Consider the following 15,233-nt stretch of genomic DNA (forward strand, 5'->3'; position numbering starts at 1 on the left):
TATATGTTTTGACCTTACCCATACTAAAAAACAAAATAGAATTTTATACTTTTACCGCCTTAACAGAATTTTCTATGCCCGAAACCCTGATAAATACCGGCAACGAACTTACTGCCTCCGAGCTTAGTTTTGATGATTTCAAGAAGATCGTGATCAGCGATTACCGTGTGGGTTACCAAAGCCGGCAGGCCAGCCTGTTGGGCCGTAAAGAGGTACTTACCGGTAAAGCCAAGTTTGGCATTTTTGGCGATGGTAAAGAGGTGGCTCAACTGGCCATGGCCAAGGCCTTCCGTAAAGGCGACTGGCGCGCAGGCTACTACCGCGACCAAACATTTATGTTTGCCGCCGGCATGGTTACCATGAAGGAGTTCTTCGCCCAGCTATATGCTCATCCTGATATTGAAAAGGAGCCTGCATCGGGCGGGCGCCAAATGAATTGCCACTTCGCTAACCGCTTTGTTGGCCCAGATGGCGACTTTATAGACCAAACCCAAACTAAAAATACCGGGTCCGATCTTTCAACCACCGGCGGGCACATGCCGCGTTTGTTGGGCCTGGCTTTTGCATCGAAACTATACCGCCAAAATAAAGAGCTCGATTACCTTAAAAAGTTTTCGGTTAGCGGTAACGAGGTAGCATTTGGTACTATTGGCAATGGTGCAACTTCAGAGGGGCTTTTCTTCGAGGTGTTTAATGCTGCCGGCGTAATGCAGGTGCCTATGGCCATTTCTATTTGGGATGATGCCTACGCCATATCGGTACCCGCAGCACTGCAAACCACTAAAGAGGACATATCTGAAGTGCTGAAAGGTTTTCAGCGTGATGCCAAAGGTAATGGTTTCGAGATATTTAAAGTGCGTGGGTGGGATTATGTTGCCCTTTGCGAGACTTACGAAAAAGCCATCAAAATTTGCCGCGAAGAACACGTGCCGGTAATGATACACGTAATAGAGATGACCCAGCCACAAGGGCACTCTACCTCGGGCTCGCACGAGCGTTACAAATCAAAAGACCGCCTTACCTGGGAAGATGAGCACGATTGCCTGCTGCAAATGCGCAAATGGATGATCGAATCGGCCATTATTACCACCGAAGAAATTGATGCCCTGGAAGCGGAAGCTAAAGTGTTTGTGCGTAATGCCCAAAAAGAGGCCTGGGCCGAAATACAAAGCGAGATAAAAGCCGAGTTGAACGAGGCTATTGAACTGATAGATAACGTAGCCGAAAGCTCGCCAAAGCATAACCAGCTTTACGAGATAACCGAGAAATTGCAAGGCACGGTGGACCCGGCCCGCCGCGATTACCTTTCGGCCATACGCAAGGCCTTACGCCTTACTCTTGGCGAAACCAGCCACGAGCGTAGCATGCTGGCCGAATACCTGAAAGAGGAGTTTGCCAAAAACCGCGAACGCTATAACTCGCGCCTGTTTAGCAATACGCCATTTTCGCCCATGAAGGTGCCGGCGGTAAAAGCCGAATATGCCGATGATGCGAAACTGATGGACGGCCGCGAAGTGCTGAACGCTTGCTTTGACGCGAACTTTGCGCGCGATAAAAGCATTGTAGCCTTTGGCGAAGATGTAGGCGCTATCGGCGATGTAAACCAGGGCTTTGCTGGCTTGCAAGCTAAATACGGCGACTTGCGCGTTACCGATACAGGCATACGCGAATCGGCCATTATAGGGCAGGGGCTTGGGCTGGCGATGCGTGGCATGCGCCCAATTGCCGAGATACAATACATCGATTACCTGATATACGCCCTCACCGTTTTAAGCGATGATGTGGCCAGCATGAGCTACCGCACTATGGGCGGGCAAAAAGCGCCGATAATAGTACGTTCGCGCGGGCATAGGTTAGAAGGTATATGGCACTCGGGTTCGCCTATGGGTACCATCCTTAACTCCCTGCGTGGTATGCACATTTGCGTTCCGCGCGATATGACACAGGCTGCCGGTATGTACAATACCTTGCTGCGTGGCGATGAGCCTGCGCTGGTGGTAGAATGCCTGAACGGGTACCGCCTGAAAGAAAAAATGCCAAGCAACGTAGGCGATTTCACGGTACCATTGGGCAAAGCTGAAATACTGCGCGAAGGGACGGACTTAACCGTAGTAAGCTACGGCTCAACCCTGCGTATTGTAATGGAAGCCGCTCCCGAATTGGAGAAACTGGGCATCCATATAGAGGTGATAGACCCGCAAACGCTTTATCCGTTCGATACCGAGAACGTTTGTGCGAACTCGTTACGCAAAACCAATAAACTGCTGGTGGTTGATGAGGATATCCCCGGCGGTGGCGCAGCATACATCCTGCAAAAAGTGCTGGAGGCCCAGAAAGGCTACTACTCGCTTGATGCACAGCCGCGCACCCTTACCGCTGCGGAACACCGCCCGCCATACGGCTCAGATGGCGACTACTTCAGCAAACCCTCCTTAGATGATGTGATAGAAGCCGTTTACAACATCATGAACGAAGCAAATCCCGGCAAGTTTCCTGCGATATATTAAACTCCTCATACATACAGGCAACTCACCGAGTTGCCTGTATTGTTTACCGCAATTTATAGCCGTTTAGTTTTGTGATGATAAATTGTGTATTTTTGTTTACAAAGGAATTTAAATGAAGGCGTTGGACAGAATAACACTTAACCCCGGCGTGATGGGAGGGAAGCCCTGCATCAGAGGCTTACGGGTAACCGTAGGTACCATTGTTGGGCTTTTTGCTACTGGCGGTACAACCGACGAAATATTGAAAATGTACCCTTACCTTCAACAAGAAGATCTGATGCAAGCTTTGTCCTATGCTGCCTGGCGTTCAGAAGAAATTGAAGTGCCTCTAACTTCTGCATGAAGATACTTATTGATATGAATTTATCTCCTGAATGGGTTCAGGAATTTAAACTTCATGGTATTGAAGCCCTGCATTGGTCAACTGTTGGGCAACATACAGCGGCTGATAGTTTGATTATGGAATGGGCAATGGAAAATCAATATATCATTTTCACACACGATCTTGATTTTGGAACTGCGCTTGCACTCACCCATGCCGATAAACCAAGCGTTATACAGGTAAGAACTCAAAACGTAAGGGTTTCGCATTTGAGTAAACTTGTTATTCCTACACTTTTAACATACTCATCTCTACTTGATCAAGGCGCTCTGCTCACAATTGATGATGATAAAAAACGAATTAGAATACTTCCTTTGTAGTATGTGTAATTTCTGATGAGTCAATTCGAAAACATCTATCCATTCCTGAATTTATTTAACCTCGTTTTTATAAAAGGCTCATTTATTAGCCTTTTGCTCATTATCATCTACCGTTTAGTTTGCAAAAAGAAATTTCACGCCCAAATACCTGTCACAATTTTTAAATGGCTGCTAATTATTAACTCATGCCTTTCTCCGGTTTTTTATATAGCTGAATTTGCGTATGCGTGGTATGGCGGAGTAGAGTATCAGCAATACGCTTTTTCGGAGAGGATGACCGGCCCTTATGCAGGTTTTTATTGGTTTATGCTGATTGCCCATTTCTTGTTGCCATTTATACTTCTTGTGCCAAAATTAGGAGGGAATATTTATTGTGTTTTAGTAATTGCTGTATTCGTGAACACAGGATGGTTGATGGAGTCCCTTGTTATCCATACCAATATCATGTACAGGGATGGTGTATCTTCAGGACAACCCTATTTGCCGTTTAGGAGTGAATTGTGGACTATAGGCTACGGTTTATTGTGGGGAGTAGTTTCAATTTTAATAACGCACTATGTAAATATTCGGAGTCGAATAGCTATGTCTGCAAACAGATAAGGGCGTTGCATTTTATTATCAATAAAACCTAAATTGCCGCATATTCATCCCTGCTAAGATGCCTGATCTTATCTCAAAACTACAATACAAAAACTACGAACGCGGTGAGTTTTCTCACGAGTGCAAAAGAAGCCTGCAGGAAACCATTCAACTTATTAAAGACTTTCCATGGGAAACGCAACGAATCCATACCGATATACAAGCGACCGGACCGTCGGTTACCGTTCAAAATGATAGGGGAGAGTATTTGAAGGTAGGGCTTTATTTTAATGATAAATACTGCCTTTATTTGTTTGACCGCTACGGCCACGTATTAGAGTTTCATACACCTGATCTGGATAGCGTGTGTAGGTTAGTGGAAGACTTTTATAACGGTTGTTTAGACGCCACTAAATTTGAAAAGCAGGTTTTTGTAGTAGCCGGCAGAGGGCACTTCGCAACTAACGATTTTATTTATAAGGCGAGTGTTTGGCGTATGCTTGCGTTAAGCTGGCCGTTTATAGCATACTTCCTGATGTTCGTTTATTTTTTGATACTCTCGCCATTTGAAATAGCATGGATTCCCGCGTTATTCGTCCTGCCAATTGCGTGGCTATTGGCGCGCATTTTTGTAAGGTATCTGCATTACAGAAAATGTTTCTTGCAGGTATCTAATGCTAACAATATCTTTAAATTCGGAATTGCTCCCCACATAAAAACCTATGACAAGCGAGATATTGAAAAGATAATTTCATACATGCCCGGTGGAAACAGGAATCCGAACTTGTTTTGCGTGTTTGAAATATGTTTTAAAAGCGGCGAGATTATAAAGGTCTCTAATTTGATAATTTCCTCAACTACGTTTCTCGGGAAATTTGAGGGGATAAACTTCGAAGACGGGAAGCGTAATTCGTTAAGGGTTTTGTAGGTGAGTATCGCTAAGGTCAGGAAGCTCATTTTACCAGGTCCAATCAGTTCGGGTTGTTAAGTAACTTAACCGGGCGGGTTTTATTTCGCCATCGTGTTATCAACCTATACAAAATATACCCTACGCCCAACAAGTTTACAAAATGCCATATGTACCATGCTGTAAACACCTTTTTATCAAAAGCAGATAAGGTATGCCAGGCACCCCATTCATTGGGATCGCCCTTGTAAAAGTCATCATACGACATCATAGCCATGCCAATAGCCATGTATATCCATACGTCGAAGACAACGACAGTTGTCGCCATTACCCCAATTTTCCACTTCGCCATATAAATTATCTTTCTCTTTATCCTAACTTAAACTGAAATTAACCTCTTTTCCCCAATAAAATTTGGTTCGGTCTTTATTTTTAACAAAAAATAAAATTATCTCTTGACAAGTAGATTTTTACTTGTACATTTACAGCATAACAACAACAATGAACAATTCACGTGCATACTTTTATGGTTTCTACTTTTACTTTACCAGTAAGAGCCGGGACTAATATGCACAACAAAAGCATAAAAAACTAAAAAAGTCCCGGCCCAAAAAGCCGGGACTTTTTTGCTTAATAGCGTTTATGAAAACCGAAAGACCGAGAGTTGCCATACAGGGGATACGCGCTTCCTTCCACGAGGAGGCCGCATTTAAATATTTTGGCGAAAACATCCAGACTGTAGAATGCAACTCGTTTAAGCAAACCTTCGAGGCGCTTAAAAATGGCGAGGCCGACTATGTTGTAATGGCGATAGAGAACAGCATCGCCGGTAGCATATTGCCCAACTACTCGCTGCTGATGAGCTACAGCTTCCCGGTGGTGGGCGAGGTATATGTACCCATACAATTACACCTGATGGCTTTGCCGGGCGTAAAATTTGAGGATGTGAAGTACGTAACATCGCACCCAATAGCCATACGCCAATGTGTTGATTTTTTTGACGAGTATCCTAACCTGAAGATCGTTGAAAGCAATGATACCGCTGCCTGTGCCAAACGCATCCGCGATGAGCAATTGCGCGATACCGTGGCCATTGCCAATTCGCTGGCAGCACAGATGTATGGGTTGGATGTACTGGAGCGCAGGATAGAATCGAACAAAAAGAATTTCACCCGCTTTTTGATTCTCACCACGCACGAGAACGCTAAAAAGAAACCGGGCAATAAGGCTTCGCTTTGTTTCCAGGTGAGCAACGAGGTGGGTTCGCTGGCCAAAGTGCTCAACATCTTCGCGCAGGAGAACGTGAACATGAGCAAAATACAAAGCATGCCGGTATTAGGTAAACGCAACGAGTATAACTTTTATGTAGATATAGAATGGAACGAAACCAAACATTACGATGCCTGTATACGCCAGATACTTAAATACACACACAACTTTAACATACTGGGCGAGTACGAACGCTACGAAGAAGAAGTAGCCCCGTTACTACCCAAAGCACAAAGGCCAAGGAAGTATATCACGATAAAGAAAATAGAGTAAAAGTCCGGAAAGTCCGTAAGTCGGAAAGTCCGAAAGAAGGAGTGGGCCGGCCGATGTTAAATTTCGGTAAGCCCCCAAATAACAGCCAAAAACAATAATTAATATAATAACACAACAAAAACACTTCCGGACTTTCGGACTTTCCCGACTTTCGGACTAACAAAAAAGAACATGAAACTGAATTTAAACATACAACCGCTGAATACCTGGATCAATAAAGCCGGTATCGAACCACTATTAATTGCCGGCCCATGCAGCGCCGAAACTGAAGACCAACTGGTAGCTACCGCGCACCTATTAGCCAAAACCGGCAAAGTGAGCGCCCTGCGTGCAGGTATTTGGAAACCACGTACCCGCCCGGGCGAGTTCGAAGGTATTGGCAGCATTGGTTTAGAGTGGTTGAAACGCGCTAAAGCGGAAACCGGCCTGCCAACTGCGGTTGAGGTTGCTACTGCAAAACACGTGGAAGAAGCTTTGGCTGCAGGTGTAGATATCCTTTGGGTAGGTGCACGCTCTACGGTAAACCCTTTCACCGTGCAGGAAATTGCTGATGCACTACGTGGCGTGGATGTGCCGGTAATGGTTAAAAACCCGGTTAACCCCGATCTGTCTTTATGGGTAGGTGCTTTAGAGCGTATCAACAATGCAGGTATCACCAAATTAGCGGCTATTCACCGCGGTTTCTCATCGTACGAAAAATCGGCTTTCCGTAACGAACCAATGTGGGATCTGGCTATCGGCCTGAAAACACTGGCTCCGCACTTGCCTATCATCAACGATCCGAGCCACATCACCGGTAACCGCGATCTGATCGGCTACATCTCGCAAAAAGCGTTAGACCTGGATATGCAGGGCTTGATGATCGAGTCTCACATCGACCCGACTGTAGCCTGGACAGATGCTAAACAACAAGTTACCCCGGCTGCGCTTTCGGATATCATTGATAACCTGCACCTGCGCAAACCTGAAGTACGCGATGCTGCGGTTAACGATAAACTGCACGAACTGCGTAACCAGATAGACAAGATAGACGACCTGCTGATCCAGAAAATGGCAGAGCGTATGCAGATAGTAGAAAAGATCGGTAACTACAAAAAAGACAACGACATCACCATTTTGCAGGTAAACCGTTGGGACGAAATACTGCAAAAACGTATAGGTTACGCAAAAGCCCTGAAACTAAGCGGCGAGTTCACCGAGAAGTTTTTGGAACTGATGCACAGCGAATCTATCCGCAAACAAACCGAAATAATGAACGAAGGCCAGGAAGCAGCTCCTGCCGAAAAATTAACGCACGCGTAATACATCCTCAATAGTCCGCTTTATCCAATATGTCATTTCGATAGAGCGGAGGGAGAGGGAAAGCGTTGGGGCGAAAGAGAAATCTTGTACGATATGCAAATCGGATTTGCAACCTGTTCAGGATTTCTCCTCGTACCTTGTTAGAAATGACATTACAGCTTATGGCTTTTACTTATTTAAAAATGGGTAGGAGCAAACAGGACTACAAATGAAGCATAACATCATACTTACTAAAACCGGCAAATCGGCAAAGGGCACCATACAGCTAACTGGCTCAAAAAGCGAGTGTAACCGTGCCCTGATATTGGAAGCGCTGGGTGGCGGTAAGGTAAAGGTTGAAAATATTTCTGATGCGGCGGATGCCGTTTTGTTAGCGGGTATACTGAGGAAGTCTGAAGACGAAAGTCTGAAGTCGAAAGTTGAAAGTCCGCAGGTTGTTGTGGGGGATGATGAAGTTCATGAAGTTGAAGTTATTGAAGACAAACTTCCTGCTTCCGACTCAGAACTTCCGACTCAAGGCTTAAAAACTGTAGACATTGGCCCCGCCGGTACGGCAATGCGTTTTTTAACAGCGTATTACGCCATTGGCGATCAAGAAGTAGTATTAACAGGCAGCGAGAGGATGAAGCAGAGGCCAATAGGTTTATTGGTTGATGCATTGAGGGCGTTGGGTGCCGAAATTGATTATGAAGAGCAAGAGGGGTATCCCCCTATCAAACTAAAAGGCAGTTTTGAGCAGCGTACTCGTAAGATCAGTATAAAAGGTAATATCAGCAGCCAGTATATCACTGCGCTATTACTCATCGCTGTCAAACTGCCTTTTGGTTTGGAATTACATATCGAAGGCGAACTTACTTCGCGCCCTTATGTAGAAATGACGTTAGCTATGCTTAAGGAAGCAAATATACTGCACACCTGGGAGGGGAATGTCATCTCTATACCAAATCAGGCTTTTGCAACTACTTCGTTACACATCGAACCGGATTGGAGTGCCGCAAGTTACTGGTATTCCATAGCTGCACTGAGCGACGAGGCAGAACTGTTCCTGCCGGGGCTTAGATCATACAGCCTGCAGGGCGATAGCGTGATCACCGAGATAATGGCAAACTTTGGTATTACCTCGCAGTTTAAAGACGGCGGCGTGTATTTAACCAAAGAAGTAAAGCCTATTGGCCGCAAGGTATTCGATATGAAGGAATGCCCGGATTTGGCGCAAACCGTAGTGGTAGTATGTGCAGCATTAGGTCACGAAGCCAGTTTCACAGGCTTGGAGACTTTAAAAATTAAAGAAACCGACCGTATACTGGCCCTGCAAACCGAACTGGCAAAAATTGGGGTGAAGCTGATAGAAGACAACGAAGTGTACACGCTCGATTGCAGCCAGAAACAACTGCCGCAGCGTATGTTCATCAGCACCTACCACGATCACCGCATGGCCATGGCCTTTGCACCATTGGCTATTCTTATCCCCGAATTGGAAGTAGAGGACGCCGACGTAGTAGAAAAATCGTACCCGGCGTTTTGGACAGACCTGGCAAAGGTGGGGTTTAACTCAAGCCCCCTAACCCCCTGAAGGGGGAACCGGAGTTCTTTAAAAACGTATAATCTTAACATTTAAACAAAAATTCCCCCTTTAGGGGGGTAGGGGGCTTATGGCAGGCAACTCATTCGGGCAATTATTCAGGATAACAACTTTTGGCGAGTCGCATGGCGAAGCTATCGGCGTAATAGTAGACGGCTGCCCGGCGGGCTTAACGGTGGACCTTGATTATATTCAGGGCGAACTTGATAAACGCAAACCCGGGCAAAGCAAAATAACTACCCAGCGTAAAGAGGCCGATACCGTAAAGATACTTTCGGGAACTTTCGAAAGCAAAACCACCGGTACGCCCATTGCTATGATCATCCCGAATGAGGATCAGCGCTCTAAGGACTATGGCCATAATGTAGATATTTTCCGCCCATCGCATGCGGATTATACTTATTTCACCAAATACGGCATTCGCGATCACCGTGGTGGCGGCCGCTCATCTGCCCGCGAAACTGCTGCGCGCGTAGCTGCCGGCGCATTGGCCAAACTGCTGCTGAAAACGCAAGGCATCGAAATACTGGCGCACGTAAGTAGCGTAGGTAAAATTGATGCACCCAACGTGAGCATTACCAATGCCGAAGAATTTATAGAACAACGCGAGCAGAATATCGTCCGCTGTGCCGACCCTGCAACTGCGGTTGAAATGATAGAATTTATAGATAGTGTACGCAAAGATGGTGATACCGTTGGCGGCAAGGTAAGCTGTCATATTCAAAACTGCCCCGTAGGCCTCGGCGACCCGGTTTTCGATAAACTGCACGCCGACCTGGGCAAAGCCATGCTGAGCATCAACGCTGTTCATGGTTTCGAATTTGGTTCGGGATTTGAAGGGAGTAGCATGCGCGGCAGCGAGCATAACGATGTTTTTGTTACCGATGCCGATGGCAAAGTAAGCACCATTACCAACTTTAGCGGTGGTATACAGGGCGGTATCAGCAATGGTATGCCTATCGAGTTCAAGGTTGCCTTCAAGCCTGTAGCTACCATTATGCACAACCAGCAAACGGTTGATAGCACAGGCAAAGCTGCCGAAATATCGGGCAAAGGCCGACACGATCCTTGTGTGGTGCCGCGTGCGGTACCTATTGTAGAGGCAATGGCCGCATTGGTATTAGCCGATCATTGGTTACGGAACAAGAATTCTAAGCTGTAACACGATCAGTACTGTGTCTTGTCTCGTGTTAATCGTTGAATCGTGTCTTTAACAGGATTTAGCGATTGAGAGATTAGGACAGGATTTTTTTGTTGTCGGGATTCCACCGATTTGTTTTTGATTCCACCGATCTTATTGTAGAGACGCAATACTTTGCGTCTCCCGTATGCAAATCCATAACGCAACAGGATTAAGGGATTTAAGGATTAAGACAGGATTTTTTGGTTTTGATTCCACCGATTTGTTCTGATTCCACCGATTTTGTAGAAACGCAATGCTTTGCGCCTCCGATGTGCAAATCCACAATGCAATTCCATTGTGAAATAATTGACTATCCTATCAAAGACGCAAGGTATTGCGTTTCTACGCTGTTGCCTTGTGGTAATAATTTATCTGCTTCGATTTATTTCGTGCAGTAAATCTTAAATTAGCGATGATCTTAAACGCGATCGCTATCCTTATAAACCGTGCCGATATTACAATTATACAAGCAAGCCTACAGCGGGCTATCCCGCAATAACTGGTATTTGAGTATTGTTATGCTCATAAACCGTAGCGGTACTATGGTGGTGCCTTTCCTTACCATTTATTGTGTTCAGCAGCTGCATTTTTCGGTTACACAGGCGGGTTATATTATGGCTTTGTTTGGTGTTGGCTCTATCATTGGCGCTTACTTTGGTGGTTGGCTGTCAGATAGAGTAGGCTTTTACGATATGCAAACCGGTGCATTGCTAACGGGCGGGCTCATGTTCATCCTGTTGGGCTTTCAGCATACGTTTGTTACCTTGGGTATCGGCACTTTTATACTCAGTTTTTGTAACGAATCTTTCCGCCCGGCAAACTCTATGGCAATTGCTTATTACAGCAAGCCCGAAAATAAAACGCGCTCATACTCATTGCATCGCTTAGCGGTAAACCTTGGCTGGGCAGTTGGGGCGGCCACGGGTGGTTTTTTGGCATCCATCAATTACCATATTTTGTTTTGGGTTGATGGTTGCACCAATATTTTGGCCGCCCTTATATTGCTGAAACTGATGCCGCGGTCGGGTTATCAAAAGCCAAAGAAGGCTGCCCGGGCCGCCTCCGGCAACTCATCTGCCTATAAGGATAAAACCTACCTGTTATTCATTGGGCTTACTACGCTGTTCAATATCTGTTTCTTCCAGTTTTTTATCATCGAACCGGTATTTTATAAACTCGAGTGGCATTTCAACGAGAGTTTTATCGGCTTCTTGCTGGCGCTCAATGGTATCATTATAGCCATGGTAGAAATGGTAATGATCAACTACCTTGAGGGTAAAAGGCATCCGCTTATCTATATCGCAAGCGGCGTAATGGTTACTGCCTCCGGCTTTGTGTTGCTTAATTTTTTACCGCCTGTAGCTGCTTCCGGTATTTTGGTCGTAGTAATTATCACACTGGGCGAAATGCTGAGCATGCCTTTTGGTACATCTTTTTGGGTAGCCCGCTCGGCAGAACATAATCGGGGGCAGTACGCGGCTTTGTATACCATGTCGTGGTCGGCAGCGCAGGTAATTGCACCAGCTTTGGGCAGCCAGGTGATACGTTTGGCGGGCTTTAGCAGCTTGTGGTATCTATTGGGTATTATTTGTGTTGCTGTTACTACAGGTGTTTTGCTGATGTACCGTTTTAATGCGGAAGATAAGGTGGTTGAGGATATTAAGTTGGCCGAAGCAGAGATGCGGGAACAAGCCTAAAAGCCTCTGACACTCGTGCCCACTGCCAATATTATAAAACCTATGGTTACCAGTGTAAAGCTGTATAGCGTAAGGTAAGGTACCAATAATACATGGCCAATAATGCCTGCTATGCCGCAGCCGAGGCCGATAAGCCACGTAAGCCGTTTGGGGGATGAAGGGTTTTTCATTTAAGGGTGAGTTGATTAGTTGTAAGTGTGTTAGCCTGATAACGCCGGTAGCAACAAAAGGTTTCACAAACTCCTACTATGGCAAGTTAATATCGGCAGCCCTCAATTATCTTTACCAATTGCACGCTGCTCAATAGCCTCAACCTTCACAATTCTATAACATTGCCTAAAAATTAAAAGCGGTTGTTTTGTTGCCGATGTGTTTGTATTTTACAACGCATCTTTCTTATAATTTAAATTAACAGACCAATCTGCTAATGCCTTACTATCAGCACTACTCGTTCGATTTGTGGTTAACGCTTATTAAATCGAACCCCGAATTTAAAGCCCAGCGCGCCCGTTATTTCCAAAAACACCACAACCTGTTTAACAAAACCGAAGAGGAGGTGGCCCGTTTATTCCGCCGGGTAGACCTGCTGGTTAACGCCGTTAACGAAAAAAGCGGCAAAAATATTGATGCCGACGAAATGTACCTGATGGTTATAAGTCTGCTTAACAACGGCGAGGCCAACCTTGATGATGTGGATATGCCGCACCTGGAGGCCAAAATGGAAGAGCTGTTGTTCAGCTATCCGCCGCAGTTGTTCAGTCGTGTAACATTTAGCTCGTTGCAGCATCTAAAAGAAAACAGCGGGGCAACATTTAGCCTGCTGAGTAATACAGGTTACATCACCGGTAAAACATTGAGAAAAGTATTGGCATTGCACGGGCTGGACAATTACTTCGATTTTCAGCTATATTCAGATGAGGTGGGGATGAGCAAACCTAACCCCGAGTTTTTTAAAGTGATGCTGAAGAACGTTGATATTGTAAACCCCGGTACTACTATTCCGCTGGCGGCTATCATACACATTGGCGATAACCCGAAGAACGATATTGTACCCGCCGCCGCTATCGGAATTGACGGATTATTGATAAATTCGAACAAAAATACCATCCTAAGCCTTATTAACTAAGAAATGAACACCACGTATTCGTTACATCACATTAACCACGACCGGGACTTTGGCTTCAGCGCCGATGATTACAGCCGCTTTAAATTTGGCGATGGGCAGGTATCCAAGGCATTTGGTACTGCGTTGGCCGACGGATTTATTGTAGACAGGCTTGCCGTAAACCCCATCCGCCAGCAAATTGTGGTAATATCGAGCCCTTACTCTTTTATCCCAACGGCCACTTTCGCCATGAAAGACTGGTTTGTGTACCGATTGAATCATTGGTTGGCGCAACACGGTTTTCCGGTAGCGCAGGAGGCTAAAGTACACCGAACTATTACCTATAAAGAAGATTACGGCGAACTGGATGCCGAACAGCGCATGAAACTGATAGGTAACGACCGGTTCCACATTGATAAAGATTTCCTGGACGGTAAAACGCTCATATTCCTTGATGATATACGCATTACGGGCAGCCACGAACGCATGATCATGAAAATGGTGGGGGAGTATGGCCTAAGTAATGATATTTATATGCTTTATTTTGCCGAACTGGTGAACAAGGATATTCATCCTAACGTGGAGAATTATTTGAACTACCACCATGTAAAGAAGATAGCCGATTTGAGCGATATTATCGGCGGGGGGGATTTTTGCATCAATACCCGCATTGTAAAGTATATCCTTAATTATCATTTCGATGATTTTTCTAAGTTTATACAGCAGCAAAACGATACATTTACAGAGCAATTGTATTACATGGCTATAGGCAATGGCTACCACACTATTGATGCCTATGCCCAAAACCTTAACTTTATTAAAAACCGCTTACAATTAGACAATTATAAATTAATAGAATATGGCAATTAACCTTCAGAAAGGGCAGCGCGAAGCTATAGATGCCCCTAAGTTTATTATCGGCCTGGGCTGGGATACCAACTCCTCGTCAACCGGTTCGGCATTTGACCTTGATGCTTCTATCTTCATCATGGGGGAGAACAAGAAATTAGTGGCCGATGACTTTTTTGTGTTTTATAATAACGTAAATTCTCCCGATGGCGCTGTACAGCACACCGGCGATAACCTCACCGGCGCAGGCGATGGCGACGATGAACAGATAAAGATCGACCTGACTAAGATTGATTCGCGCGTAAGCGAGATATGCGTTGTGGTAACCATTCACGAAGCAGAAGCACGCCGCCAGAATTTTGGGCAGGTGCGCAACTCGTTCATCCGCATTGCAGATGCGGGCACAGGTGCCGATATTTTGAAATATGAGCTGGAAGAAGATTTCTCGATAGAAACCGCTGTAGAGTTTGGCCGCATTTACAAACGCGATGGCAAATGGAAATTTGAGGCCGTAGGCGCCGGCATGAAAGGCGGCCTGCAGGATTATTTGAATAAATACAATTAGTGAATGGTGAGTAGAGAATGGTGAATGGTTGTTTTAACCACTATTCCAACCACTCTCTACTCTCCATTTACCACTCACTACTAACAATAAACATAAGATGGCAATCAATCTTCAAAAAGGGCAGCGCATAAGCCTCGAAAAAACCGATGGTAACAAGCTGCAAAATATATGTGTAGGTATAAACTGGGGCGCAATTGAAAAGAAGGGCCTGTTCGGCTTTGGCGGCGGCAAAGAAGCTGTTGACCTTGACGCAAGCTGCGCTTTGTACGACGACCAGAAACGCCTGCTGGAAGTAGTATACTTTGGCAACCTTAAATCGAAAGACCAGGCGGTACGCCACAGTGGCGACGACCTTACCGGTGATATGGGCGGCGATGATGGTTTGGATAACGAGGTGATCACCGTTGATTTTTCGCGCCTTAACCCGGCGGTAAACCACGTGGCCTTTGTGCTGAACAGTTTCCGCGGGCAGGATTTTGGCGATATTCCTTTCGCTTCTATCCGTATTTACGAAGGCACCCCAAAACGCGTTACCGAGATATTTGCTAAATATGATATTGCCAATGGCGCAACCTTTAAGGGGCACGTGAGCATGGTAATGGGTGTATTTTACAAACGCAACGGCGAGTGGAAATTTAACGCCATTGGAGAGCCAACCCGCGACCGTAAACTGGAAGAAACAGTAAAAACTGTTACACAAAATTATTTATAAG

Annotated in this window: 16 protein-coding genes; 14 read left to right on the top strand and 2 right to left on the bottom strand. The window is 45.5% G+C overall.

Features of this window, described 5'->3' with window-relative positions:
- Positions 1-74 precede the first annotated feature (74 nt).
- From BC343_RS07420 to BC343_RS07440, 5 genes are all read left to right on the top strand, one after another.
- A complete protein-coding gene (locus tag BC343_RS07420) occupies positions 75-2,507 on the top strand; it encodes an alpha-ketoacid dehydrogenase subunit alpha/beta (protein ID WP_078347273.1) in 2,433 nt (810 codons plus the stop codon).
- 112 nt (positions 2,508-2,619) lie between these two features.
- Positions 2,620-2,850 (top strand): DUF433 domain-containing protein, encoded by a 231-nt coding sequence (locus BC343_RS07425; protein ID WP_078347139.1) that lies wholly within the window; start codon positions 2,620-2,622, stop codon positions 2,848-2,850.
- Complete coding sequence (locus tag BC343_RS07430; RefSeq protein WP_078347140.1) at positions 2,847-3,209, top strand: DUF5615 family PIN-like protein; 363 nt, start codon at positions 2,847-2,849, stop codon at positions 3,207-3,209. The genes BC343_RS07425 and BC343_RS07430 overlap by 4 nt, the downstream gene beginning before the upstream one ends.
- 15 nt (positions 3,210-3,224) lie before the next feature.
- Positions 3,225-3,809, top strand: a complete 585-nt coding sequence (locus tag BC343_RS07435; protein ID WP_078347141.1) for a hypothetical protein — start codon at positions 3,225-3,227, stop codon at positions 3,807-3,809.
- Between the two features lie 58 nt (positions 3,810-3,867).
- Positions 3,868-4,716, top strand: coding sequence for a hypothetical protein (locus BC343_RS07440; protein WP_078347142.1), 849 nt, complete (start codon positions 3,868-3,870; stop codon positions 4,714-4,716).
- 43 nt (positions 4,717-4,759) lie between these two features.
- Here BC343_RS07440 and BC343_RS07445 read toward each other — a convergent pair whose 3' ends face one another.
- Positions 4,760-5,047 (bottom strand): hypothetical protein, encoded by a 288-nt coding sequence (locus BC343_RS07445; protein ID WP_078347143.1) that lies wholly within the window; start codon positions 5,045-5,047, stop codon positions 4,760-4,762.
- A gap of 290 nt (positions 5,048-5,337) precedes the next feature.
- Here BC343_RS07445 and BC343_RS07450 point away from each other — a divergent pair, with 290 nt between their 5' ends.
- From BC343_RS07450 to BC343_RS07470, 5 genes are all read left to right on the top strand, one after another.
- On the top strand, positions 5,338-6,237 hold the full coding sequence (locus tag BC343_RS07450) for a prephenate dehydratase (RefSeq protein ID WP_078347144.1): 900 nt from the start codon (positions 5,338-5,340) through the stop codon (positions 6,235-6,237).
- A 171-nt stretch (positions 6,238-6,408) separates the two neighbouring features.
- Entirely contained in the window at positions 6,409-7,539 is a 1,131-nt protein-coding gene (locus tag BC343_RS07455) for a bifunctional 3-deoxy-7-phosphoheptulonate synthase/chorismate mutase type II (RefSeq protein ID WP_078347145.1), read from the top strand.
- A gap of 208 nt (positions 7,540-7,747) precedes the next feature.
- Positions 7,748-9,112 (top strand): 3-phosphoshikimate 1-carboxyvinyltransferase, encoded by a 1,365-nt coding sequence (gene aroA / locus BC343_RS07460; RefSeq protein ID WP_078347146.1) that lies wholly within the window; start codon positions 7,748-7,750, stop codon positions 9,110-9,112.
- 79 nt (positions 9,113-9,191) lie between these two features.
- On the top strand, positions 9,192-10,283 hold the full coding sequence (gene aroC, locus BC343_RS07465) for a chorismate synthase (protein ID WP_078347147.1): 1,092 nt from the start codon (positions 9,192-9,194) through the stop codon (positions 10,281-10,283).
- Positions 10,284-10,750: 467 nt separating this feature from the next.
- Complete coding sequence (locus tag BC343_RS07470) at positions 10,751-12,001, top strand: MFS transporter (RefSeq protein WP_238381720.1); 1,251 nt, start codon at positions 10,751-10,753, stop codon at positions 11,999-12,001.
- Here the strand turns inward: BC343_RS07470 and BC343_RS31335 are convergent.
- The gene (locus tag BC343_RS31335; protein ID WP_202909746.1) at positions 11,998-12,171 is read right to left on the bottom strand and encodes a hypothetical protein; all 174 of its coding nucleotides are present in this window, start codon (positions 12,169-12,171) and stop codon (positions 11,998-12,000) included. The genes BC343_RS07470 and BC343_RS31335 overlap by 4 nt on opposite strands.
- A 257-nt stretch (positions 12,172-12,428) precedes the next feature.
- Between BC343_RS31335 and BC343_RS07475 the strand changes: the two genes are divergently transcribed.
- The 4 genes from BC343_RS07475 to BC343_RS07490 all read left to right on the top strand — a co-directional run bounded on the left by BC343_RS07475 (position 12,429) and on the right by BC343_RS07490 (position 15,232).
- On the top strand, positions 12,429-13,127 hold the full coding sequence (locus BC343_RS07475) for an HAD family hydrolase (protein WP_078347149.1): 699 nt from the start codon (positions 12,429-12,431) through the stop codon (positions 13,125-13,127).
- 3 nt (positions 13,128-13,130) lie between these two features.
- Positions 13,131-13,976 carry a phosphoribosyltransferase family protein gene (locus BC343_RS07480; RefSeq protein ID WP_078347150.1) on the top strand — a complete coding sequence of 282 codons (846 nt, stop codon included), beginning with the start codon at positions 13,131-13,133 and terminating at the stop codon, positions 13,974-13,976.
- Positions 13,966-14,520, top strand: coding sequence for a TerD family protein (locus tag BC343_RS07485; RefSeq protein ID WP_078347151.1), 555 nt, complete (start codon positions 13,966-13,968; stop codon positions 14,518-14,520). Before BC343_RS07480 ends, BC343_RS07485 begins: the two co-directional genes overlap by 11 nt.
- 97 nt (positions 14,521-14,617) lie before the next feature.
- A complete protein-coding gene (locus BC343_RS07490; protein ID WP_078347152.1) occupies positions 14,618-15,232 on the top strand; it encodes a TerD family protein in 615 nt (204 codons plus the stop codon).
- Position 15,233: the final 1 nt, after the last annotated feature.

It is taken from the genome of Mucilaginibacter pedocola (assembly GCF_002013915.1).
Lineage (GTDB): Bacteria > Bacteroidota > Bacteroidia > Sphingobacteriales > Sphingobacteriaceae > Mucilaginibacter > Mucilaginibacter pedocola.

What these genes read in the sequence shown, in the direction of transcription:
- BC343_RS07485 (WP_078347151.1), top strand. Translation starts at nt 13,966, where the DNA reads ATGGCAATTAACCTTCAGAAAGGGCAGCGCGAAGCTATAGATGCCCCT.
- BC343_RS07420 (WP_078347273.1), top strand. Translation starts at nt 75, where the DNA reads ATGCCCGAAACCCTGATAAATACCGGCAACGAACTTACTGCCTCCGAG.
- BC343_RS07440 (WP_078347142.1), top strand. Translation starts at nt 3,868, where the DNA reads ATGCCTGATCTTATCTCAAAACTACAATACAAAAACTACGAACGCGGT.
- BC343_RS07450 (WP_078347144.1), top strand. Translation starts at nt 5,338, where the DNA reads ATGAAAACCGAAAGACCGAGAGTTGCCATACAGGGGATACGCGCTTCC.
- BC343_RS07445 (WP_078347143.1), bottom strand. Translation starts at nt 5,047, where the DNA reads ATGGCGAAGTGGAAAATTGGGGTAATGGCGACAACTGTCGTTGTCTTC.
- aroA (WP_078347146.1), top strand. Translation starts at nt 7,748, where the DNA reads ATGAAGCATAACATCATACTTACTAAAACCGGCAAATCGGCAAAGGGC.
- BC343_RS07430 (WP_078347140.1), top strand. Translation starts at nt 2,847, where the DNA reads ATGAAGATACTTATTGATATGAATTTATCTCCTGAATGGGTTCAGGAA.
- BC343_RS07435 (WP_078347141.1), top strand. Translation starts at nt 3,225, where the DNA reads ATGAGTCAATTCGAAAACATCTATCCATTCCTGAATTTATTTAACCTC.
- BC343_RS07475 (WP_078347149.1), top strand. Translation starts at nt 12,429, where the DNA reads ATGCCTTACTATCAGCACTACTCGTTCGATTTGTGGTTAACGCTTATT.
- BC343_RS07480 (WP_078347150.1), top strand. Translation starts at nt 13,131, where the DNA reads ATGAACACCACGTATTCGTTACATCACATTAACCACGACCGGGACTTT.
- BC343_RS07425 (WP_078347139.1), top strand. Translation starts at nt 2,620, where the DNA reads ATGAAGGCGTTGGACAGAATAACACTTAACCCCGGCGTGATGGGAGGG.
- aroC (WP_078347147.1), top strand. Translation starts at nt 9,192, where the DNA reads ATGGCAGGCAACTCATTCGGGCAATTATTCAGGATAACAACTTTTGGC.
- BC343_RS07490 (WP_078347152.1), top strand. Translation starts at nt 14,618, where the DNA reads ATGGCAATCAATCTTCAAAAAGGGCAGCGCATAAGCCTCGAAAAAACC.
- BC343_RS07455 (WP_078347145.1), top strand. Translation starts at nt 6,409, where the DNA reads ATGAAACTGAATTTAAACATACAACCGCTGAATACCTGGATCAATAAA.
- BC343_RS31335 (WP_202909746.1), bottom strand. Translation starts at nt 12,171, where the DNA reads ATGAAAAACCCTTCATCCCCCAAACGGCTTACGTGGCTTATCGGCCTC.